The organism is Pseudoalteromonas carrageenovora IAM 12662 (genome assembly GCF_900239935.1).
GTDB lineage: Bacteria > Pseudomonadota > Gammaproteobacteria > Enterobacterales > Alteromonadaceae > Pseudoalteromonas > Pseudoalteromonas carrageenovora.
In genome coordinates this window covers 1,128,388-1,149,848 of record NZ_LT965928.1, presented here as the reverse complement: position 1 = coordinate 1,149,848, position 21,461 = coordinate 1,128,388, and the positions used below count along the sequence as shown (strand labels likewise).

Below are 21,461 nucleotides of genomic sequence, written 5' to 3'. Positions count from 1 at the left end.
AATTTACTCCCTAGAATTTATTAGGCTTAAAAAAGCGTAAGCGGTTAGCGTTAGTAACCACCGTTAACGATGAAAGCGCCATAGCGGCTCCCGCTACCACAGGGTTTAATAACAAGCCAAAAAATGGATAAAGCACGCCTGCCGCAATAGGAATACCCGCTACGTTATATATAAAAGCACCAAACAGGTTTTGCTTAATGTTACCAATAGTTGCACTGCTTATCGCTATTGCATCAGCTAGGCCATGGAGTGAGCCTCGCATTAACGTTATATCTGCACTTTCTATAGCTACGTCTGTGCCAGTACCAATTGCAAAGCCTACATCCGCCTTAGCAAGCGCAGGAGCATCGTTAATACCATCGCCAGTCATACCAACAATCTCGCCCTGCTGCTGACGTTTACTCACTTCGTTTACTTTGTCCTGTGGCAAAACTTCAGCTATAAAATCATCTATTCCTACTTTTTTGGCAACCGCTTGTGCTGTCGCTTTGTTATCACCTGTTAGCATAACAAGATGAATACCTTTATGTTGTAGACGTTTTATTGCCTCAGCAGAGTCTTCTTTTATCGGATCGGCCACCGCAATTAGCGCCATTAGCTGGTTATCACAAGCAAAATACATGGGCGTTTTAGCCTCTTTTGCAAAGCTGTGTGCTTGCTCAGTAGCCTCATCAACAGCAATCTCGTACTTATCCATAAGTCCTTTATTACCAAATAACAAAGGTTGCCCATTCGCCGTACCACTTACGCCTTTACCGGTAATGGCGTCAAAGTCAGTAACCTTACTCAACGTTACGTTTTGTTTTTTAGCGTGCTGCATAATAGCCTCTGCAAGAGGGTGCTCAGAGCTACTCTCAAGGCTTGCAACTAGCTGCATTACGTTGTTTTCATCTGCGCTATTAAATGTAACAACATCTGTTACTTGTGGTGCACCTTGCGTGATAGTGCCGGTTTTATCTAAAATCATGGTGGTTATTTTAGAGGTGGTTTGCAATGACTCGCCATTACGAATCAAAATACCCGACTCAGCCGCTTTACCAACGCCTACCATTACCGACATAGGCGTTGCTAAACCAAGGGCACACGGGCAAGCAATTATAAGCACAGTGGTAAGCGCGACCACTGCATAAGCAATCGAAGGCTCTGGGCCAAAGTTTAGCCATGCGAGCGCAGCTAATATGGCAATAATCATCACTGTGGGTACAAATATACCCGAAATAACATCGGCTAAGCGCCCTATTGAAGGCTTTGAGTTTTGTGCCCGTTTTACCATATTAATAATATTAGCAAGGGTGGTTTCGTGGCCAACATGCGTGGCTTCAAATAATAAAGTGCCACTTTTATTTATGCTACCAGCAACAACTTTATCATCGGCTTGTTTGCTTACAGGCATAGGTTCACCTGTAAGCATTGACTCGTCAACACGGCTACTACCTTCAAGTACATTGCCATCTACCGGTATTTTTTCGCCAGGGCGTACGCGCACGTGATCGTTTTTTTGCACATCATTTATATCAATATCTTGCTCTTGCCCCTGGCGTACAACACGCGCAGTTTTAGCTTGCAGACCAATTAAGCGCTTGATTGCCTGCGAAGTGCGCCCGCGAGCTTTTACTTCAAAGGCAAGGCCTAAACTAATTAAACCGATGATCATCGATGATGCTTCAAAATATACGTGTCTTGCCACTTCAGGTAATAAACTAGGTGCAATTACCACAAACATTGAATATAACCACGCAGTACCTGTACCAAGTGCTATTAACGTATCCATATTTGCAGCATGGTTTTTAAATGCCTGCCATGCACCTCTATAAAACTGCTTGCCCGATATCGCCATTACCACAAGGGTAATAATGCCTACAACAAACCATGCAATACGCTGCGTTGTTGTCGATACACTCATATCAAAAATAAGGCCGTAAACCATTAAAGGTACACCTAAACCTAAGGCAAGCATCATATTTCGCATGAGTTTTTTGTAATGCGCATCATCCGATTTAGCTTTTTCGTCAAGAGCGTCTTGATCAGATTTATTACTCATAGGTTTTGCGCCATAGCCTATGTTTTCAACCGCTTTTATTAGTGTGTTTTGCTCCGCGCTTCCCTCTACTCTTACTGTACGCTCTGCAAAGTTCATTTCTACATTGTTTGCGCCTTGCACACTTTTTAGGGCTTTTTCTATTTTAGCAACACAGCTGCCACAATTAGCACCTTCAATCATAAAGTTAAGTTCGGTGTTTTTGCTGCTACTCATCACGCACCTCTATTTTTACAGGCTTTGGAATAGGATCGACAAATGTTTCTATTAAACTGCATACATCACTTGAAACAGCACCATCGGCAGATGCATCCCATTGTTTTAGTGCCGATTGCATACGCGTACGTAATTTAAGCGTTTCTTGAAACAGCACTTCTGTTTCTTCTAAACGCTTGGCTATAATCTTACGCGTAAGTGGGCATGGGCAATTGCCTTGCACTGACTCACCAATAATATGTTGCACATCTTTTATAGAAAACCCCAATTGGCGCGCGCTTATAATAAATTGTAACCGCTGTTTGTCTGCCTTGGTATATTGCTGGTATCCATTGTTTTCACTGCGTATTGGGTTTAAAAGACCCACACGGGTGTAATGACGAACGGTATCAGGCGTCACATCCATTAATTTGGCTAATTGTTTTACATACATAATTTAGCTCCGTGGAATTTCAATAGATCAATAATAAACCTATGTGCAACACATAGGTCAATAGAGGGAGCATTAAAGCATAATTTAAATTTACTGAAGCTGATTTAGCGCAAAAGTAAAAGCGCTCTGACTAGAGCGCTCAAATAAGAGGGATAAAAGTATTAGGGGCTATTGTTCTTTAATACTTTAATTCAAATTAACAGCCTCTAGTTAGCTTGCTCGCGAGAGGCTTTTAGCTCTTCACTTAGCTTGCCTGCTATATCTTGAATTTTTGGCATTGCATCTTGTATTAGACTTTGCGACATTTGCATCGATTCTTGCATTACTACAGGCATTTTTTTAAGAATTTTTTGCCCTGTTTCTGTCTTATAAAACGCGAGCATGTCGGCAATTTCTTGCTCTTTGAAGTGCTTGTCGTAAACATTTACCATCATAGGCTGCATTTTTTCCCAGCTCATTTCAGATTTAAGCACATTAGTCATATCTGCATAGTATTTATCAAAAATAGCTTGCTCAGAAGGTTTAACGCCCATTTGAGCAGACATATTTTTCATCATGCCCTCAACTTGCCCATACATAGAATCAACCATCGCATCCATGTTCATTACGTTAATTAGCTCATCTATTTTTTGCTGCTTAGTGTTTTGCTCTGCATATAAGCTGCTTGAGAAAATCAACAAAGACAAAAGTAGTGCTTTACCCATAATAATATCCTTTAATTAAATAGTGAGTTTATAGTCACATGATTATTTAGCATTGTAAATGATACTAACAATTACAAAAAAGGCCGAATAAATACAATTTATTCGGCCTTTTTAATACATTACTACCCTAATTATCTTCTATGTTATCAAGCCCTTTTGTGCCTTCTTTAGCTTCAAGTTTATGATGAATAGCCGATTTTATTAGCATATAGCCACTGATTGGTGCGGTAATTAATAAAAATATGGTAATAAGTATTTCTTTAACGCTTAGCCCATGTGCTGAGCTTGCAAAATAAACCATAGCGGCAATTAAAATGCTTGCCATACCTAGCGTTGTAGCTTTAGTTGGCCCATGTAAGCGCATAAAAAAGTCAGGTAGTTTAACTAAGCCTACTGAGCCAATTAAAATAAATACACCACCAAATAACAATAATATTGATACAATCCATTCGCTGATCATGTTTTTACCCTATTCAATTATATCGCCACGAAGTAAATACTTACACACCGCAACCGTACTTATAAAACCTAGCATTGCTATCAGTAATGCAGCCTCAAAGTAAAGTCCTGTTCCCATGCTTATACTATACAAAATAATTAGTGCTATTACGTTTATATACATAGTATCGAGCGCTAAAATACGATCGGGCACTGATGGGCCAATTATAAGGCGCCATAAGTTAAGCAATAGCGATAAACCAATCATTGAAAAAACAATGAGTAATACGGTGTCTAACATTTAAATATCTCCTTTAATGGAGCTTCATAGCGTTGTTTAATTTGTTTGATAAGTGCTTCTTCATCTTTTAAGTCGAGCACATGTATCAGTAAATAGCGCTGAGTTGGCTCTTCACCTTCTGCAAGTGATTCAGGTATAGGATACACTTCGGCGCTTACCGTACCTGGCGTTAATGAAACACAGCTAGCAAGTATAGTAATTGGCATATCGTGCATTAAATCTATAGGCACTTTCACAAAAGCTGGGCGTAACTTTTTAGCTGGGCCCATTATTAATAATGCCACTTGTAAGTTAGCCACAACAATATCGTATAAAACTATAAGCAATTGTTTTAACGCAAGACCAGGCTTCAAAATAAGAGGCTGAGGGTCACGCAAAGAAAAGCTAAGCAGCGGTATAAATATGGCAAAAAGAGTTGCCAGTACCAAATGCCCTGCCGATACACTGTTATTTAGTAACAACCATATTAAAAATAAAAATAAACTACGAAAAGGCGTTGGTAGCCAACGATAACGGGCTTGTAATCTCATTACGCACCTCCTCTAATTACAGCGTTAATACCACCGCTAATATCGTGCAATTGCGCAGCCGCGCCAAGCATGTAATCGGTAATAGGGCCACCAAATATAACCATTAATGGTGAACACGCTAATAGGCTTACAATTATTATTACTTGCAATGGATGTGCATTTTCTCCATCTGTATTTTCATTTTTTTTGTCTTTACGCTCCCAAAACATGGTGGTTCCGGCACGCGAAAGTGCAACTAATAATACAAAACTCGCAAATAAATAAACAGGCCAAAACAGCCACGCTTGTTGAGCATTTAAAGTTGTTTTAAGGATCCGCACTTTTCCAACAAAACCCGAAAGAGGTGGCATTCCAACAACCGTGAGTACTGCAATTATAAAGCAGCCGCCTAATAAGTAAGGCTGTGTTACAGCTCGACCAGCAACGAGCCTGTCGCCCACTTTACCGCGTTGTGTAGCTATTAAATCGGCTAATAAAAATAAAGCGGCACATACAAGTGTTGAGTGTACTAAGTAATACAGTAATGCAGCTGTTGCGGTTACGTTTTGCAGCGCAATAAGAGCGACTAACGTACCAACCGATACAACCACTAAGTTTGCAGTTAACTTTCGTAAATCTTGAGCAGCCATTACACCAATTGCACCAACAATTATGGTCGCAATGGCCAAGCCCCACAGCCACGGTTGTGCCATATGCTCGAGCTGTCCAGCTTGTTCGCCAAATATTACGGTGTAAACACGCAACATGGCATATACACCTACCTTGGTCATAATCGCAAATAATGCAGCTACAACAGGCTTTGCGCTAGCATAAGTATTTGGTAACCATAAATGTAGTGGCAGTAACGCTCCTTTTAAACCAAATACAATAAGTAGTAATAATCCCCCTGCTTTAGCTAAATAAACATCATCGCCCGACAGTTGCGATACTTTTAAAGCCATATCAGCAATATTTAATGTACCAAGTACACCGTATAAAATACCTAAGCCAATTAAAAATACACTTGAGTCAACTAAATTTAATATTACATATTGCAAAGCCGCACGGGTATTTTGTTTGTCACCGGCATGCATCAGCAAAGAGTACGAAGCAATAAGTAGTACTTCAAAAAATACAAATACGTTAAATAAATCACCGGTTAAAAATGCACCATTAACACCTAATACTAAAAAGTGAACCAATGGGTGAAAAAAGTTACCTTTAGCATCATCGCCAGCACAACTATATAAAATAACGCCTAAGCCTAGTAGCGATGTAAGTGCTACCAACAATGTAGAAAGCATGTCGGCTACAAGTACAATACCAAATGGTGCAGACCAGTTACCGATAGCGTATACGTTTATCCCTGTATTATGTACATGCAGTAAAAGCAGTACACTAACAGCAAATGTAATAATAGCCATAATAGACGAGGCTATGCGACGAATTGGTAAGCTTTTACCACATGGAGGCAAAAGTAATATAACCGCTGCCAGCATAGGTAATAAAATAGGTAAAGAAGCTAAATGTTGAATCATTTTTGCTCCTTAGTATCTGCCGGGCTTTTAACTATGTGACCATCTACGTGATCACTTCCTAAATCTGCACGACCACGAATAGCTAAAATAACCACAAATGCAGTCATTGCAAAGCCAATTACTATGGCCGTAAGTACTAACGCTTGAGGCAGCGGATCAGCATAATCGGCACCGGTACCCAGTACTACTGCTTTATTAATCGTTAAACGACCTGCAGAAAATAAAAATAAATTAACGGCATATGAAATCATAGTAAGCCCAAGTACTACAGGGAATGTGCGCGCTCTTAATAATAAAAAGATCCCGCAACTAACTAATACTCCAACGCAAGATGCGTACAATAATTCCATTAAATATTTACCTCTTTCTTCTGGGTCTCTGCTGTCATGTTCCCAAGGCTTGCCAAAATCATTAATGTAGCGCCTACAACGGTTAGATAAACACCTAGGTCAAATACAATCGCGCTTGCGAGTTCTGTTTTCCCAATAAATGGAATATCAAAGTAGTCAAACCAAGTAGTTAAAAATGGTTTGTCGAAGAACCAGCTGCCCACGCCTGTAAATAAAGCAATACCAATACCAGAAGCAATAATTTTACGGTAGTTAACCCCAAATCGCTCGCTGATCCACGCAGAGCCATGTGCCATGTACTGTAAAATAAAGGCAATTGATGTCACTAACCCTGCAATAAAACCACCACCAGGTAAGTTATGACCACGTAAGAAAATATACGCTGAAACCAGTAATGCAAGTGGTAATAAACTGTGTGAAATACTGGCAAGCAATATAGGGTGACGTTCTCGTGCCCAAGGGCGTCCTTCACCGTCACTCGCTGGCATAAATAATGGAATTCTAGACAGAACTTTAAATATCCCGAGTGCAGCAATACCTAACACTGTAATCTCACCAAGCGTATCAAAGCCCCTAAAATCCACCAAAATAACGTTTACTACATTGGTACCACCACCGCCGGTTTTAGCGTTGGCGATAAAAAAGTCTGAAATAGATTCTAATGGGCGCGTAAGCAACGCATAACAAATACTCGCAATCACCACACCTAATGTAGAGGCTATTCCTAAATCACGTAAAACACGCAGTGAGCTTGACTCTTTAGGCGTATATTGCGGTAAAAAGAATAGCGCCAGCATAAGTAAAATAACGGTTGCTACTTCCACTGTTAATTGGGTTAGGGCTAAATCTGGCGCCGAAAAGCGCGTAAACGCAACCGATACCATTAACCCCACAATAGAAATCATTAATAACGCAACTACTCGAGAGCGGTGCCAAATAACAGTAGCCAATGCACCAATAATTAGTAAAGCAGCCCCTATCGCATTGTGAACATCAACAGGGGTTAGCGCCATTGTTCCGGCTAACTCTTGCATTTCAAATAGTGGCCAGCCAGCGCACAGTAATACTACGCCCAACATAACAACTAAATAACGCTGTAGTGAGCCGTTTTCTATGTGATTAATTTTAGATTGGCTCCAAGCAATGACCGACAGCACTGCGCGCTCAAAGGTTTTTTTAGCATTAAGCGGAGGTAATGAGGCCTGAAACTGGAACAAGTATTTGCGATTGATATAAATAAATAAACCGCCAGCCACTGCCATTGCACTCATCAGTAGAGGTAAATTAAAGCCATGCCATAAAGCAACTTTGTAATCTGGCATCGCTTTGCCTAATACCGCTGAAGATGCCGCAGATAAAATACCGCCAACAATAAAGTGCGGGAACATACCAACAAGTAAACAAATTACAACAAGGATTTCTATAGGTACACGCATATAACGTGGCGGCTCATGTGGCATACGAGGTAAATCAATTGGGTCGCCGTTAAAAAACACATCATGAATAAAGCGCGCAGAATACGCGACCGAAAACGCACCAGCAATTGTCGCAAGCACAGGAATTAGCCAAGACATTGAGCCTAATACTTGTTGATGTAATGTTTCGGCAAAAAACATTTCTTTTGATAAAAAGCCGTTAAGTAAAGGCACACCAGCCATTGATGCAGCTGCGACCATTGCGAGTGTGGCTGTATAGGGTAAAAATCGCCACATACCATTGAGCTTACGCATATCGCGCGTGCCGGTTTCGTGGTCGATAATACCGGTTGCCATAAATAGCGACGCTTTAAAGGTCGCATGATTTATAATATGAAAAATTGCAGCAACCGTTGCAAGCTCAGTATCAAGCCCTAGTAAGAGTGTAATTAAACCAAGGTGGCTAATTGTTGAATAGGCCAGCAGCCCTTTTAAATCGTGTTTGAATAGCGCTATGTAAGCGCCAAATAATAAAGTAGTTAACCCTGTTAAGCCCACCAAAATAAACCAAGTGTCAGTACCAGCTAACGCAGGGTAAAAACGTGCTAACAAAAATATACCGGCTTTAACCATTGTTGCCGAGTGTAAATAAGCACTAACAGGCGTCGGCGCAGCCATGGCATGAGGGAGCCAAAAATGAAACGGAAATTGCGCAGATTTAGTAAACGCACCAAGTAATACGAGTACTAAGGCAACTTCGTATAAGTCGTGCGATTGAATAATGGCCTTACTTGCTAGAATAACATCAAGGTCGTAACTTCCAACTATATCTGCTATTAGCATTAAACCAGCTAGTAACGCTAAACCGCCGGCTCCTGTTACAGCCAGTGCCATGCGCGCGCCCTTTCGCGCCTCTGACTTATGCCACCAATAACTGATCAACAAAAATGAACTTATGCTGGTTAATTCCCAAAATAACCAGAGCTGAATTACATTGTTAGACATTACAATGCCTAGCATAGCGGTCATAAACAACATTAAATAGCTATATAGTTTAGCCATTGAGTCATTAGCGCTGAGGTAGTAACGCGCATATAAAATAACGAGCAAGCCAATGCCTAAAATCATAAACATAAACAATAAGCTAAGGCCGTCTAATCGAAGGGATAGATCAAGCCCTATAGTAGGGATCCAAGACAATGAGTAACGGATAGTTTCACCCGCTAAAACTGCTGGTGCATGATACAAAGTAATTCCCAATGCAGTCAAAGGTGCCAAAACCGTTAAGCCAGCGCTTTGATTACGAGATAATTTACCTGTGCATGCAGAAATAACGCTGCCAATTAAGGATAGCAAGGGTATCCAGAGCAAAGTCATAGTGTAGGGCCTTTTATTATCATAAGTTTATCAGGGCATCCCTTTTTTGGTGACTTAAAGATGCTTTTACTGCCTGTTTTTAAACGACATTAATAACTATAGTTATACTGAAAAACACTGATTTTGTCTACGAAAAGCGACTTTACATGGCTATTTTTCAAACAAGTTAAAACAATTTATTTAGCTATTTAAAACACTAAATTAATAACCCGAGATAGTTAATTCAGTATTTCTTTATTTGCAAATGTAAGAGCACTGGAGCGACTATTAATCTGGTTACTGGTCATATCTAAATGTTTTAACCAAATCGCCCTATATTGCGCTGACAGCCCTAATTGCTGATACTGCATAATAGACCAATTTTCGCTGGGTTTATAAGCCACTCCCCCTTTTTGACAACTTTTTGCTTTATGCCAGCCTATTGGTGCATCGTTATTTTGAGAAATATATAAATTAGGAGCAACGTAATCACTTTGCGCACATAGCCACGCTTGTTTAGATTTAGGTAGAACGTATTCATCTTCAAAGCCGCTAAAATGCATTAATTCATGTAAAAACACGTTGTAATTTGCCGTTGAATTAACGAGCATGGTGCCTTTACTTACATTTGCCATACCCTGCTCTGGCATCATAATAATAAAATCAAAGTTTTTAGGAAGTTGTTTTTTAAGTTCAGATCTTTCCCAATAACACTTTGCTGCTTGATTAACACTGTTGCTGCATTCAATAGTCCCCGCAACATAAATAGGTTTAGAAAAACAAAAAATATTATGCTTTGGCTCTGGCTGTTTATTATAAGTATTAATAAGCTCAGAAAGCTTATATAAACCACTACGATGATCGCTCATCGCTAATACGTTAAACATACATTGCGCATCAGGCTTAAGGTGATCTTGTAGCGATGCAAAACCAAGCTTACTTATAAATGCGCTAGAGATATTATAATGCGGCGTTTTTATTTCAATTTTAAGATGATTTAGTACCTCCCCTGCCGGTAAAGAATTTATGCTCGCAAGTAATTTTAAATCGCTCCACCTTGCTTGCTCTAGCAAGTGTGTAGCTAATGTTTTACGCTGAGAAATAGTTAACTCATTTATGCTCGCAAACCAAAACTTTTTTGCGGTATCCCCTTGGTTATCATTTAAAAGCCTTAGTGAATAGGTGTATTGAGCGTTAGGTATTGAATGACGTGCAAGTTTTGCCAGGAGGGTATTAGGTAGGGTTGTTAAATGATGCGAAAAATAAGTGGGAAAGCGCCAATAATTTTGCAGCACATTAGCTTTGGTGCTTAAAGCATGCCAATAGCCAATAGCATTAAGGTGATTACTTGAGCCTGAAAGTATCAGGCAACACAGTAATACACCTATTAGTTTAATACGTTTAACTTGCGTCAACACCCGCCATCAACTCAAGTTCTAAACGAGCGTATTTATACTCAATAAACTCATGTACATTGGTTGCAAGTGCGAGCCTAAAATAATCTGCAGCTAAGTACTCTTCACCCGCCGCCTGATGCATTTTAGCTAAGTAAAAATAAGCTTCACATAAACGTTGAGCATATTCCTGCTCAGTTTTAACGCCATCACTAATACCTGATAAAAAAGCATGTTCGCTCATATCTCCGCTATAAAGTGATATTAATTGATATGCCCATTGTGACTCATCAAGTGCTGTTGCATTGGTTTTAAGTGATTCCATTGCCTTAACTTTACCTTCTTGCGCGCTTGCTAAGTAAACCCATAAAACACGGTATGGATCATTTGGAGAGCGCGCTAAAAACTCATCAAAATCGTTTTTAGCAAGGCCTGCTCTATCACCGTAATATAGGGCAATACCTCTATTTAAATAGGCATATTCGTGCTCTTCGTCTAGTTCAAGCGCTGAATCAAAAAACTCATAGGCTTTCTCATATTGCTGCATAAGCGTATGTTGAATACCTAAAAAGTTATACACCTCAGCTAAATCGGGCTTAAGTTTAACTGCGCGGTTAAAATCTATGCGTGAAAGAGTGGTCATGCCTAGGCTATCAAAAAGTACACCACGGTCGTAGTAAAGCTTAGCTTGCTGCTCTTCACTTAAGTCGGCTCTGTTTAATAGCTCAGAGTAACGAGCTATGGCAATTTCGCTTCTAAAGTCTGAGGCTAAAGGTGCTGTGAAAGGCACATTAACAATAGGTGTAGGCTCTGTTTCAGTTGTAGTTTGGCAAGCGCTTAAAGACAAAATAGCAAAAGATGCCAAAGCTAAATGTTTGAGTATCATTAAAATCCTTAATACCAAGATATATCGCGATAAATATAAGACAGACCTTGTCTAGTAAGGTTTCATTAAAGCATAAAAAAAGGGGCTAAACAGCCCCTTTTTTACTATCTAGCTAATATAGCTAGATTAATAAGTTAGCAATTATGCGTCTTTTGACTCATCAGCTGCTGGTGCTGCTGATTCCATTGCTTCTTTAATACTTAGACGTACACGACCTTGACGGTCAACTTCTAGTACTTTAACTTTAACTTCTTGACCTTCACTTAGGTGGTCAGAAACATTGTTAACACGCTCAGTACTGATTTGAGAGATGTGCACTAAGCCATCTTTACCAGGAAGAATGTTTACAAACGCACCAAAGTCTACGATACGTACAACTTTACCTTCGTAGATAGTACCTACTTCAAGTTCAGCTGTTAATTGCTCAATACGACTAATTGCATTAGCTGCACTTTCACCATCTGTAGCGGCAATTTTAATTGTACCGTCATCACCGATTTCAATCGTTGTACCAGTTTCTTCAGTAAGTTGACGAATAGTAGCGCCACCTTTACCAATTACTTCTGCGATTTTCTTCTGTGGAATTTGCATTGTGTAAATACGTGGTGCAAACATAGATAGTTCTTCAGAAGGAGCAGAAATCGCTTCGTCCATCACATTTAGAATGTGTAAACGTGCAGCTTTTGCTTGTTTAAGCGCAATTTGCATGATTTCTTGAGTGATACCTTCAATCTTGATATCCATTTGAAGTGCAGTGATACCGTTTGAAGTACCTGCAACTTTAAAGTCCATGTCGCCTAAGTGATCTTCATCACCTAAGATATCAGAAAGTACTACAAAGTTTTCTTCTTCTTTAACTAAGCCCATTGCGATACCCGCAACAGATGCTTTAATTGGTACACCCGCGTTCATAAGTGCTAGTGAAGTACCACATACAGACGCCATTGAAGATGAACCGTTTGATTCAGTGATTTCAGATACTACACGGATTGAGTAAGGGAACTCAGTAAGTGTAGGCATTACAGCTGAAATGCCACGCTTAGCTAGGTTACCGTGGCCGATTTCACGACGCTTAGGAGAACCTACAAAACCAGTTTCACCAACACAGAATGGAGGGAAGTTATAGTTAAGCATAAAGTGGTTTTTGTGTGTGCCAGTTAAATCATCGATTAACTGTGAATCACGTTCTGTACCAAGTGTAGCTGTAACTAATGCTTGAGTTTCACCACGTGTAAAGATAGCAGAACCGTGAGTACGCGGTAATACGCCAGTCATTACGTCTAGCGCACGAATCATATCTGGTTCACGACCATCAATACGTTTTTCGCCGGCAGCGATACGGCCACGAACGATCTTCTTCTCAAGAGAACCGAATACTTTACCAACTTCTTGCTTATCAAGCGTTTCGCCTTCAGCAAGTTCGCTTGTAAGTACAGTAACAACTTCGTCTTTAGCTACACCAAGTGCTTCTTTACGCGCTACTTTATCAGTAATACGGTAAGCTTCACCTACTTTATCAGCAGCGATAGCAGCAACTTTTTCTTCAAGTGCTACGTTTTTCTCAGGTGCTGACCAATCCCATGTAGGCTTGCCCGCTTCTGCTTTAAATTCGTTGATAGCTGTGATGATAGCTTGAGATTGCTCATGGCCATATACAACAGCACCAAGCATAACGTCTTCTGCAAGTACGTCAGCTTCTGATTCAACCATTAGTACTGCGTTATCAGTACCCGCTACAACTAAATCAAGTTGGCTTTCTTCAAGCTCTTTTAGTGTAGGGTTAAGTACGTATTCACCGTTGATGTAACCAACACGTGATGCGCCAATTGGACCGCTGAACGGGATGCCAGAGATAGCAAGTGCAGCTGATGTACCAATCATCGCAACCATATCTGGTTGGATTTCAGGGTTTACAGAAACAACAGTTGCAATAACTTGTACTTCGTTAACAAAACCGCTTGGGAAAAGTGGACGAATTGGACGGTCAATAAGACGTGCAATTAGTGTTTCACCGTCGTTAGGACGACCTTCACGCTTAAGGAAACCACCTGGGATACGACCAGCAGCGTACATACGCTCTTGGTAGTTAACAGTAAGTGGGAAAAAGTCTTGGCCAGGTTGAGCTTCACGCTTACCAACAACAGTTACTAAAACTGAAGTGTCGCCAATGCTTGCTAGTACTGCGCCGTCTGCTTGACGTGCGATTGCACCAGTTTCTAGGGTTACAGTGTGTTGACCTAGTTGAAATTCTTTAATAATTGCTTGCACTTAAAATATTCCTTAAATGTTTTTATATGTCATTAATAAGTGTCATTAAAAGGGCCAATTACAGTACATAATTGTATTCAGTTGGAAATCAATTAAGTACTACAATTGGCAAAATTTTTAATGACTGCAGATAACCTATTTATCTACGCGCACAGTATATACTAAAGCGACGTAAAATTGCGAGTCTACCCCGAGATAAAAGTAATCGCTTTTATCTTATTATTTATCAATTGCTTCATGACACACGGCTTATACCAATGAGCTTAATTAAGTGATCTATATTGAGGTAATGGGATCGTGTGAATAACTAGGGCGTGTTGATCTTTTGTGGTTGAATTTGCAGCAGTATGTTTGGTGTTTAGGCAAGGCAGAGCCTATGAAGTGTGGTTACTCCCCATAAATAGGCGATAACGCAGCATAAATGCCAAACATGCGCTGCCCTTCGGGTTCTGCCTAGGGGCGATAAACTCTTTGTTGCCTACATGGATGTAGGTAAGGGGCGTGAGCAGGACGCGGAAGCTTTACTCGGTTTTTACTTAGCCCACTAGGTTACAAACCTCGCGCCGCGATTTAATCGCCCCTAGATTGAACAAATTTCAATCCGCAAAGTTCAACACGCCCGAGGAGAAATCTCGTTATTTAATCGCTCTAATCATGGACATTTTAACGCAGCTAGCGCCAAATTTAGTTTCTAAAATTATTAGGTTTTATTGCAGATGTGTATTATTGATTTTCAAGGGCTGAGATTAGATAAGTGTTTTTAAAGCGTAAATTTTAGGCACAAAAAAAGGAGCTATAAAGCTCCTTTTCTCGTAATCAAGTTCTTAGCGACGTAGGCCAAGCTCTTGGATTAGCGCAGTATAACGCGAGATATCTTTACCTTTAAGGTAATCAAGCAATTTACGGCGAGTACTTACTTTACGAAGCAGACCACGACGTGAGTGGAAGTCATGCTTGTGGTCAGCAAAGTGACCTTGAAGCTTGTTGATATCAAAAGTAAGTAATGCTACTTGTACTTCAGGTGAACCAGTGTCGCCTTCTGCACGTGCAAATTTAGCAATGATATCGATTTTTTCTTGATTGCTTAGTGACATAGTAACTCCAAAAATTAAATTTAAAAGGTGTCTTAGCCGATCACTAATTCAGCCAAAACGATTAAGCGGGCGTATTCTACCAACTATGAGAATAACTACAAGCTAATTATACTAAAGATACCCTTAGGGCATTCAGCACAGTGCTTATTCAGGCTTTTTGTAGTCATCTTGTTGGCTTGCAAGTCCACGTTTAGACTTTAACTGCCCATTTGGATTACGCTCGCCAGTGCCGATAAACACACCATCGGCAAGTACTTTTATTGGACCATCAGGTAAATCTGTTGCTGTATCTACAGCTTGCCCATGACTAAACACCGACCCTTGTTCTTTTGTTATTTCTACAACAGGAAGACCAACTAAAGCAGTGTCCATAGGTAGCAATAACTCATCAAGATAAGTAGATGGTGCTATTTCTTCATCTTTCGCTTTATCTAACAAGGCTTGCACTTCATCAAGCGTTACCATTTTATCTGTTGGGTAGTGCCCTACAGCTGAGCGATGAAGCATAATAACATGTGCGCCACACCCTAGGTTTTCGCCTAAATCATCAACAATAGTACGAATATACGTACCCTTTGACACATGCGCAGTCATTTGTACTTCGTTAGTTTGCTCATCAAACTCATCTAGCGTTAAACTAAATACGTTAATTTTTCTGCATTTACGAGGTACTTCAATGCCTTCTCGTGCGTACTTGTATAAAGGTTTACCCTCATACTTAAGCGCTGAATACATTGATGGATACTGATCTGATTCACCTAAAAAGGCCGCAATTTCACGCTCTAGCTGTTCATACGTTACGTTTACGTCTTTAGTACTAACAATTTCCCCATCAGAGTCTGATGTTGTAGTACGTTCACCTAATTTAGCGCGTACTACATAGGTTTTGTCTATATCGAGTAAAAACTGAGTGAACTTGGTCGCTTCACCAAAACAAATGGGAAGCATACCTGTTGCTAGTGGGTCGAGTGCACCGGTATGCCCTGCTTTTTGAGCAAAATAAATACCTTTCGCTCGTTGCAGCGCTTTGTTAGACGAAATACCTTCTGGTTTGTTTAACAACAAAATACCGTCAACCGGACGGCCTTTACTGCGTCTTGCCATTAGTCTTTAGTGCCTTCTTCGCTATCTGTCTCGTCATCTACATGCTTAGCATTATCTTCACGAATAATCGAATCTACTAAGTTAGAAATACGCATACCTTCCATAAGTGAGTTGTCTACAACAAACTTAAGCTCTGGCATTATGCGTGCACGAATACGTTTACCTAATAACGAACGGATATAACCCGTAGCTTCGTTAAGTACTTTTGCGCTTTGCTTCGCTGCATTTTCATCTTCAGTGTTAAATACTGTGATAAATACTTTAGCGTAAGATAAGTCGCGCGATACTTCTACCGCAGACACTGTCACCATACCTAAGCGTGGATCTTTAATTTCGCGTTGTAAAATTACAGCAATTTCTTTTTGAATTTGCTGAGCAACACGATCAGTGCGAGAAAACTCTCTCATTGCATTTGTCCTAAAATAATAACTTATTGAAATTTAATAATAAGATAATTTAATAATGGATACACAAATGGGGGCTAAGCCCCCATTTACAATCTTAGCTCACGAGCAATTAAAGTGTACGTTGTACTTCAACTGTTTCGAATACTTCGATTTGGTCACCAACGCGAACGTCATTGTAGTTCTTAACGCCGATACCACATTCCATGCCGTTACGAACATCAGCAACATCGTCTTTAAAGCGACGAAGTGACTCAAGCTCACCTTCGTAAATAACAACGTTATCACGAAGTACACGAATTGGCGCACTACGTTTAACAACACCTTCAGTAACCATACAACCAGCGATAGCGCCAATTTTTGGAGACTTAAATACGTCACGCACTTCAGCAAGACCAATGATCTCTTGCTTAAATTCTGGTGCTAACATACCTGACATTGCTTGTTTAACTTCGTCAATTAAGCTGTAGATTACGCTGTAGTAACGTAGGTCTAAATTTTCAGTCTCAATTACTTTACGTGCTGATGCATCAGCACGAACGTTAAAGCCAACTACGATTGCGTTAGACGCTGCAGCAAGTGTTGCATCAGTTTCAGTGATACCACCAACACCTGAACCTACAATCTTCACTTTTACTTCATCAGTAGAAAGTTTAGTTAGTGAGTCAGAAATCGCTTCGATTGAACCTTGAACGTCTGCTTTAAGTACCACGTTAACTTCAGAAACATCGCCTTCAGCCATGTTAGTGAACATGTTTTCAAGCTTCGCTTTTTGTTGGCGAGCAAGTTTAACATCGCGGAATTTACCTTGACGGTATAAAGCAACTTCACGCGCTTTACGCTCATCTTTAACTACAGTCGCTTCATCACCCGCAGCTGGAATACCAGAAAGACCTAAAATCTCAACTGGAATAGAAGGACCAGCCGATTTGATATCTTTACCGTTTTCATCGCGCATTGCACGAACACGGCCATACTCAAGACCACATAATACAATGTCACCTTGGTTAAGCGTACCAGATTGAACTAGGATAGATGCAACTGGACCACGGCCTTTATCAAGACGAGATTCAATTACAACACCTGCAGCCATACCTGTAGAAGGAGCTGTAAGCTCTAAAAGCTCAGATTGCATAAGTACAGCTTCTAGAAGGTCATCAATACCTAAACCCGTTTTAGCTGAGATATGAACATACTGCGTATCGCCGCCCCAATCTTCAGGGATAACATCTAACTGAGCTAGTTCGTTTTTAACGCGATCTGGATCTGCGCCTTCTTTATCCATTTTGTTTACTGCGATGATTAAAGGAACGCCAGCTGCACGAGCATGCTGAACCGCTTCTTTAGTTTGTGGCATTACGCCATCATCTGCTGCAACTACTAGGATTACGATATCAGTCGCTTTAGCACCACGAGCACGCATTGATGTAAACGCGGCGTGACCAGGAGTATCTAAGAACGTGATCATGCTGCCGTTTGTTTCAACGTGGTATGCACCAATGTGCTGTGTAATACCACCTGCTTCGCCAGATGCAACTTTCGCTGAACGAATGTAATCTAGTGTAGATGTTTTACCATGGTCAACGTGACCCATTACAGTTACTACTGGAGCGCGCGGCTCAGACTTACCATCTTCATGGCGGTCATTTAGTACTGTTTGCTCTAATTCGTTTTCTTTAACGATGATAACCTTGTGACCCATTTCTTCAGCAACAAGCTGTGCTGCTTCTTGGTCAATTACTTGGTTAATGGTAACCATGTCACCCATTTTCATCATTGTTTTCACAACTTCAGCGCCTTTAACAGCCATGCGTGATGCAAGCTCGGCAACTGTAATTGTTTCGCTAATACGCACTTCGTTTTTAACGTCAGCTGTTGGTTTTTGGAAACCATGCTGCAGCGATGCTGGTGCTTTTAACTTAGACTTGTTACGGCCTCTAGACGCAGCAAACTTATCTTTTGCTGGCGCTTTTTTCTTTTTCTTCGCACGGCGTGTACCTTGCTCATCACGAGCATCGGCAACATCTTCTGCTTCACGTGCGTAAGTTGAAGTCGTAAGGTGATGATCCGCGGTTTCTTCGCGCTTCTTACGTTCTTCTTCTTCTTTCTTCCAGCGTGCTGAATTCTCTTCAGCTAGCTTTCTTGCCTCTTCTGCTTGACGTTTCGCTTCTTCTTCAGCTTTCTTCAATGCGGCCTCTTCTGCTTCTTTTTGCAGACGCTCAGCTTCGATGCGATCTTTCTCAGACTTAGCACTTTGCTCAGGGGTCATCTGCTGTTGTTTAGCTTTACGCTCTGCATCTGCTTTGCGTTTAGCTTCTTCTTTGGCTTTACGATCAGCGTCTTCTTTCGCTTTACGTTCTGCCTCTTGTTTCGCTTTTAATTCAGCGGCTTCTTGTGCAGCTTTTTGCTGCTCTTCAAGACGCGCTTTCTCTTCTGCGGCTAGGCGTTGTTGCTCTTGCTCTTGTTCCATCGCGCTTTTTTTCACGTATGTACGTGTTTTGCGAACTTCAACTTGAACATCTTTTGCTTTACCCGTAGAACCAGTAACACTTAACGTGCTTTTGCTCTTACGTTGTAAAGTCATACGCGCTGGGCCATCTGAGCCAGTACCGCCATGTTGCTTGCTTAAATGATCAAGTAATGTCGCTTTTTCAGCTTCAGTTACATTATCAGTTGCCTGCTTAGTGATACCCGCTTGTGAAAACTGCTGCAGCAATTTATCAACAGTTGTACCTATATCGCCGGCTAGTTTTTCAACATTTACTTCTGCCATAGTGTGTAATACCTCCGTTAATAAATTACTCGTCTGCAAACCAACAAATATTACGTGCAGCCATAATTAATTCACCTGCTTTTTCAGGTGATAGCTCTGTAATATCAACTAGTTCGTCGATGCCTTGCTCAGCTAAGTCTTCAAGTGTAACTACACCTTTACTTGCCATAACAAATGCCAAATGACGTTCTAAGCCTTCAAGCGCAAGTAAGTCTTCAGCTGGCTCTACACCATCTAAGCTTTCTTCCGTTTTAAGCGCTTTAGTCGTTAACGCGTCTTTTGCACGTGAACGTAAAACGTCTACTGTTTCTTCATCTAAGCCATCAATTTCTAAAAACTCTGATGCAGGTACATACGCCACTTCTTCAAGTGTCGAGAAACCTTCGTTGATAAGTAATGATGCAAACTCATCATCGATATCTAAGTTTTCAGTAAATAAGTTAATTAACTTATCTGACTCAGCTTCATTTTTAGTACGCATGTCTTCAACAGTCATTACGTTTAGTTCCCAGCCAGTTAATTGGCTTGCTAAACGAACGTTTTGACCATTACGACCAATTGCTTGTGCTAGGTTATCTGCTTCAACAGCGATATCCATTGAGTGAGTGTCTTCATCCATTACGATTGAAGCTACTTCTGCAGGTGCCATTGCGTTAATAACAAACTGCGCCGGGTTGTCATCGTAAAGAACGATATCAACACGCTCACCGCCAAGTTCTGACGATACAGCTTGAACACGTGCGCCACGCATACCAACACACGCACCCACTGGGTCAATACGTTTGTCGTTAGATTTAACAGCGATTTTAGCACGAGAACCTGGATCACGTGCTGCGGCACGTAATTCAATCATTTCTTCGCCAATTTCTGGCACCTCAATGCGGAATAATTCCATCAGCATTTCTGGTTTTGAACGCGTAACAAATAATTGTGCGCCACGTGCTTCTGGTTTAACTTCGTAAAGAAGACCACGAATACGATCCCCTGGACGGAAGTTTTCACGTGGAAGCATATCGTCACGGTAAATAACAGCTTCTGCGTTATTACCTAAATCAAGTACAATTGCATCACGGGTCGCTTTTTTAACTACACCTGTAACAAGCTCGCCTTCTTGATCTTTATAAGCTTCTACAACTAGAGCACGTTCAGCTTCTCGTACTTTTTGTACGATAACTTGTTTTGCCATCTGTGTAGTTATGCGGTCAAATTTGATAGATTCAATCTGTTCTTCAACGTAATCGCCCATTTGCAAATCAGGTTCTTCAACTTGAGCTGCTTCTAGTGTGATTTCGCTGTAAGGGTTTTCTAATGAACCATCTTCTTGTACTGCTGCAATTTGCCAACGACGGAACGTATCGTAATCGCCCGTTTTACGGTCAATTGCTACACGCACTTCAATTTCGCCATCGTGTTTTTTCTTTGTTGCTGTTGCTAGAGCGAACTCTAAAGCTTCAAAAATCTTTTCTTTTGGAACCGCTTTCTCATTGGAAACGGCTTCAGCAACCAATAATATCTCTTTTGCCATGGGTAATGCCTCGCTTGCCCTATTCCTTCGCACTCGAATTAAAACTTTGCGATTAAATTCGCACGTTCGATGTTACTAAGCATGATTAAATACTCTGCACCATCACTAGATAGTGTGATCATATCGCTGCTAACAGCTACTAAGTCGCCTTTAAAATTACGACGACCGTCTTGTGGAAGTTTAGTACGCACGCGTACTTCCTCTCCTTGCGCCTGCTCGTAGTGATCTTGTTTGAATAATGGACGATCAACACCAGGAGACGATACTTCCAAATCATATTCGTTTGTAATTGGGTCTTCGACGTCTAAAATCGCACTAATTTGACGACTCGCGTCCGCACAGTTATCAACTGAGATCCCATCCTCATGAGCAATATATACTCTTAAGGTAGAATGGCGACCCGCTTGCACAAACTCAAGACCATGTAATTCAAAGCCTAACATTTCTACCGCAGGCGTTAACATGGTTACTAAATCTTGTTCAAGTTTTGTCACGAAAATCCTCCATACAAACAAAAAAAGGGCTTATAGCCCTAAAATACTGAGTTTAAGTTTTGATTTGATGACAATTGCCATAAATCGTAAGGTGCAGATACAACAACGCCCCGAACCAAGCGGGGCGTCACACCAATAAAGCATAAAACTGTGTGGCCGAGGGCCAAGCTTGGTTGCGAGTCAGTAACTGACCAAATTTAAACTACATAGCTTAAAACGCA

18 protein-coding genes are annotated in these 21,461 nt (G+C 40.8%); all 18 read right to left on the bottom strand.

The window, feature by feature from the left end:
• Positions 1-10 precede the first annotated feature (10 nt).
• Positions 11-2,254, bottom strand: a complete 2,244-nt coding sequence (locus ALFOR1_RS05230; protein WP_104642279.1) for a heavy metal translocating P-type ATPase — start codon at positions 2,252-2,254, stop codon at positions 11-13.
• The gene (locus ALFOR1_RS05225; protein WP_058547417.1) at positions 2,247-2,687 is read right to left on the bottom strand and encodes a MerR family transcriptional regulator; all 441 of its coding nucleotides are present in this window, start codon (positions 2,685-2,687) and stop codon (positions 2,247-2,249) included. The genes ALFOR1_RS05230 and ALFOR1_RS05225 overlap by 8 nt, the downstream gene beginning before the upstream one ends.
• A gap of 206 nt (positions 2,688-2,893) precedes the next feature.
• A complete protein-coding gene (locus ALFOR1_RS05220; protein WP_104642278.1) occupies positions 2,894-3,391 on the bottom strand; it encodes a DUF2059 domain-containing protein in 498 nt (165 codons plus the stop codon).
• A 127-nt stretch (positions 3,392-3,518) separates the two neighbouring features.
• Positions 3,519-3,851: a Na+/H+ antiporter subunit G gene (locus tag ALFOR1_RS05215; RefSeq protein WP_058547415.1), complete on the bottom strand. Its 333-nt coding sequence runs from the start codon at positions 3,849-3,851 to the stop codon at positions 3,519-3,521.
• A gap of 9 nt (positions 3,852-3,860) precedes the next feature.
• The gene (locus tag ALFOR1_RS05210) at positions 3,861-4,130 is read right to left on the bottom strand and encodes a K+/H+ antiporter subunit F (protein ID WP_013464545.1); all 270 of its coding nucleotides are present in this window, start codon (positions 4,128-4,130) and stop codon (positions 3,861-3,863) included.
• A complete protein-coding gene (locus tag ALFOR1_RS05205) occupies positions 4,124-4,660 on the bottom strand; it encodes a Na+/H+ antiporter subunit E (RefSeq protein WP_058547414.1) in 537 nt (178 codons plus the stop codon). Before ALFOR1_RS05205 ends, ALFOR1_RS05210 begins: the two co-directional genes overlap by 7 nt.
• A complete protein-coding gene (locus tag ALFOR1_RS05200) occupies positions 4,660-6,177 on the bottom strand; it encodes a monovalent cation/H+ antiporter subunit D (protein WP_104642277.1) in 1,518 nt (505 codons plus the stop codon). The genes ALFOR1_RS05205 and ALFOR1_RS05200 overlap by 1 nt, the downstream gene beginning before the upstream one ends.
• Positions 6,174-6,527, bottom strand: a complete 354-nt coding sequence (locus ALFOR1_RS05195; RefSeq protein ID WP_058547412.1) for a Na+/H+ antiporter subunit C — start codon at positions 6,525-6,527, stop codon at positions 6,174-6,176. The genes ALFOR1_RS05200 and ALFOR1_RS05195 overlap by 4 nt, the downstream gene beginning before the upstream one ends.
• Positions 6,527-9,319 (bottom strand): monovalent cation/H+ antiporter subunit A, encoded by a 2,793-nt coding sequence (locus tag ALFOR1_RS05190; protein ID WP_104642276.1) that lies wholly within the window; start codon positions 9,317-9,319, stop codon positions 6,527-6,529. Before ALFOR1_RS05190 ends, ALFOR1_RS05195 begins: the two co-directional genes overlap by 1 nt.
• 218 nt (positions 9,320-9,537) lie before the next feature.
• The gene (locus ALFOR1_RS05185) at positions 9,538-10,713 is read right to left on the bottom strand and encodes a hypothetical protein (RefSeq protein ID WP_104642275.1); all 1,176 of its coding nucleotides are present in this window, start codon (positions 10,711-10,713) and stop codon (positions 9,538-9,540) included.
• Complete coding sequence (gene nlpI / locus ALFOR1_RS05180) at positions 10,700-11,578, bottom strand: lipoprotein NlpI (protein WP_104642274.1); 879 nt, start codon at positions 11,576-11,578, stop codon at positions 10,700-10,702. Before nlpI ends, ALFOR1_RS05185 begins: the two co-directional genes overlap by 14 nt.
• Before the next feature lie 141 nt (positions 11,579-11,719).
• Positions 11,720-13,846, bottom strand: coding sequence for a polyribonucleotide nucleotidyltransferase (gene pnp / locus ALFOR1_RS05175; protein WP_058547408.1), 2,127 nt, complete (start codon positions 13,844-13,846; stop codon positions 11,720-11,722).
• A gap of 824 nt (positions 13,847-14,670) precedes the next feature.
• Entirely contained in the window at positions 14,671-14,940 is a 270-nt protein-coding gene (gene rpsO / locus ALFOR1_RS05170) for a 30S ribosomal protein S15 (protein WP_004585888.1), read from the bottom strand.
• Between the two features lie 144 nt (positions 14,941-15,084).
• On the bottom strand, positions 15,085-16,044 hold the full coding sequence (gene truB, locus ALFOR1_RS05165) for a tRNA pseudouridine(55) synthase TruB (protein ID WP_104642273.1): 960 nt from the start codon (positions 16,042-16,044) through the stop codon (positions 15,085-15,087).
• Entirely contained in the window at positions 16,044-16,451 is a 408-nt protein-coding gene (gene rbfA, locus ALFOR1_RS05160) for a 30S ribosome-binding factor RbfA (protein ID WP_008467148.1), read from the bottom strand. The genes truB and rbfA overlap by 1 nt, the downstream gene beginning before the upstream one ends.
• 109 nt (positions 16,452-16,560) lie before the next feature.
• On the bottom strand, positions 16,561-19,221 hold the full coding sequence (gene infB / locus ALFOR1_RS05155; protein WP_058547406.1) for a translation initiation factor IF-2: 2,661 nt from the start codon (positions 19,219-19,221) through the stop codon (positions 16,561-16,563).
• A 25-nt stretch (positions 19,222-19,246) separates the two neighbouring features.
• Complete coding sequence (gene nusA / locus ALFOR1_RS05150) at positions 19,247-20,746, bottom strand: transcription termination factor NusA (RefSeq protein WP_058547405.1); 1,500 nt, start codon at positions 20,744-20,746, stop codon at positions 19,247-19,249.
• Positions 20,747-20,784: 38 nt separating this feature from the next.
• Positions 20,785-21,240, bottom strand: coding sequence for a ribosome maturation factor RimP (rimP, locus tag ALFOR1_RS05145; protein ID WP_058547404.1), 456 nt, complete (start codon positions 21,238-21,240; stop codon positions 20,785-20,787).
• Positions 21,241-21,461 lie beyond the last annotated feature (221 nt).

Coding starts and splice junctions, on each gene's coding strand:
- ALFOR1_RS05200 (WP_104642277.1), bottom strand. CDS start 6,177: ATGATTCAACATTTAGCTTCTTTACCTATTTTATTACCTATGCTGGCA.
- ALFOR1_RS05190 (WP_104642276.1), bottom strand. CDS start 9,319: ATGACTTTGCTCTGGATACCCTTGCTATCCTTAATTGGCAGCGTTATT.
- rbfA (WP_008467148.1), bottom strand. CDS start 16,451: ATGAGAGAGTTTTCTCGCACTGATCGTGTTGCTCAGCAAATTCAAAAA.
- nusA (WP_058547405.1), bottom strand. CDS start 20,746: ATGGCAAAAGAGATATTATTGGTTGCTGAAGCCGTTTCCAATGAGAAA.
- ALFOR1_RS05195 (WP_058547412.1), bottom strand. CDS start 6,527: ATGGAATTATTGTACGCATCTTGCGTTGGAGTATTAGTTAGTTGCGGG.
- ALFOR1_RS05230 (WP_104642279.1), bottom strand. CDS start 2,254: ATGAGTAGCAGCAAAAACACCGAACTTAACTTTATGATTGAAGGTGCT.
- ALFOR1_RS05215 (WP_058547415.1), bottom strand. CDS start 3,851: ATGATCAGCGAATGGATTGTATCAATATTATTGTTATTTGGTGGTGTA.
- infB (WP_058547406.1), bottom strand. CDS start 19,221: ATGGCAGAAGTAAATGTTGAAAAACTAGCCGGCGATATAGGTACAACT.
- truB (WP_104642273.1), bottom strand. CDS start 16,044: ATGGCAAGACGCAGTAAAGGCCGTCCGGTTGACGGTATTTTGTTGTTA.
- ALFOR1_RS05220 (WP_104642278.1), bottom strand. CDS start 3,391: ATGGGTAAAGCACTACTTTTGTCTTTGTTGATTTTCTCAAGCAGCTTA.
- rpsO (WP_004585888.1), bottom strand. CDS start 14,940: ATGTCACTAAGCAATCAAGAAAAAATCGATATCATTGCTAAATTTGCA.
- ALFOR1_RS05210 (WP_013464545.1), bottom strand. CDS start 4,130: ATGTTAGACACCGTATTACTCATTGTTTTTTCAATGATTGGTTTATCG.
- ALFOR1_RS05225 (WP_058547417.1), bottom strand. CDS start 2,687: ATGTATGTAAAACAATTAGCCAAATTAATGGATGTGACGCCTGATACC.
- ALFOR1_RS05205 (WP_058547414.1), bottom strand. CDS start 4,660: ATGAGATTACAAGCCCGTTATCGTTGGCTACCAACGCCTTTTCGTAGT.
- nlpI (WP_104642274.1), bottom strand. CDS start 11,578: ATGATACTCAAACATTTAGCTTTGGCATCTTTTGCTATTTTGTCTTTA.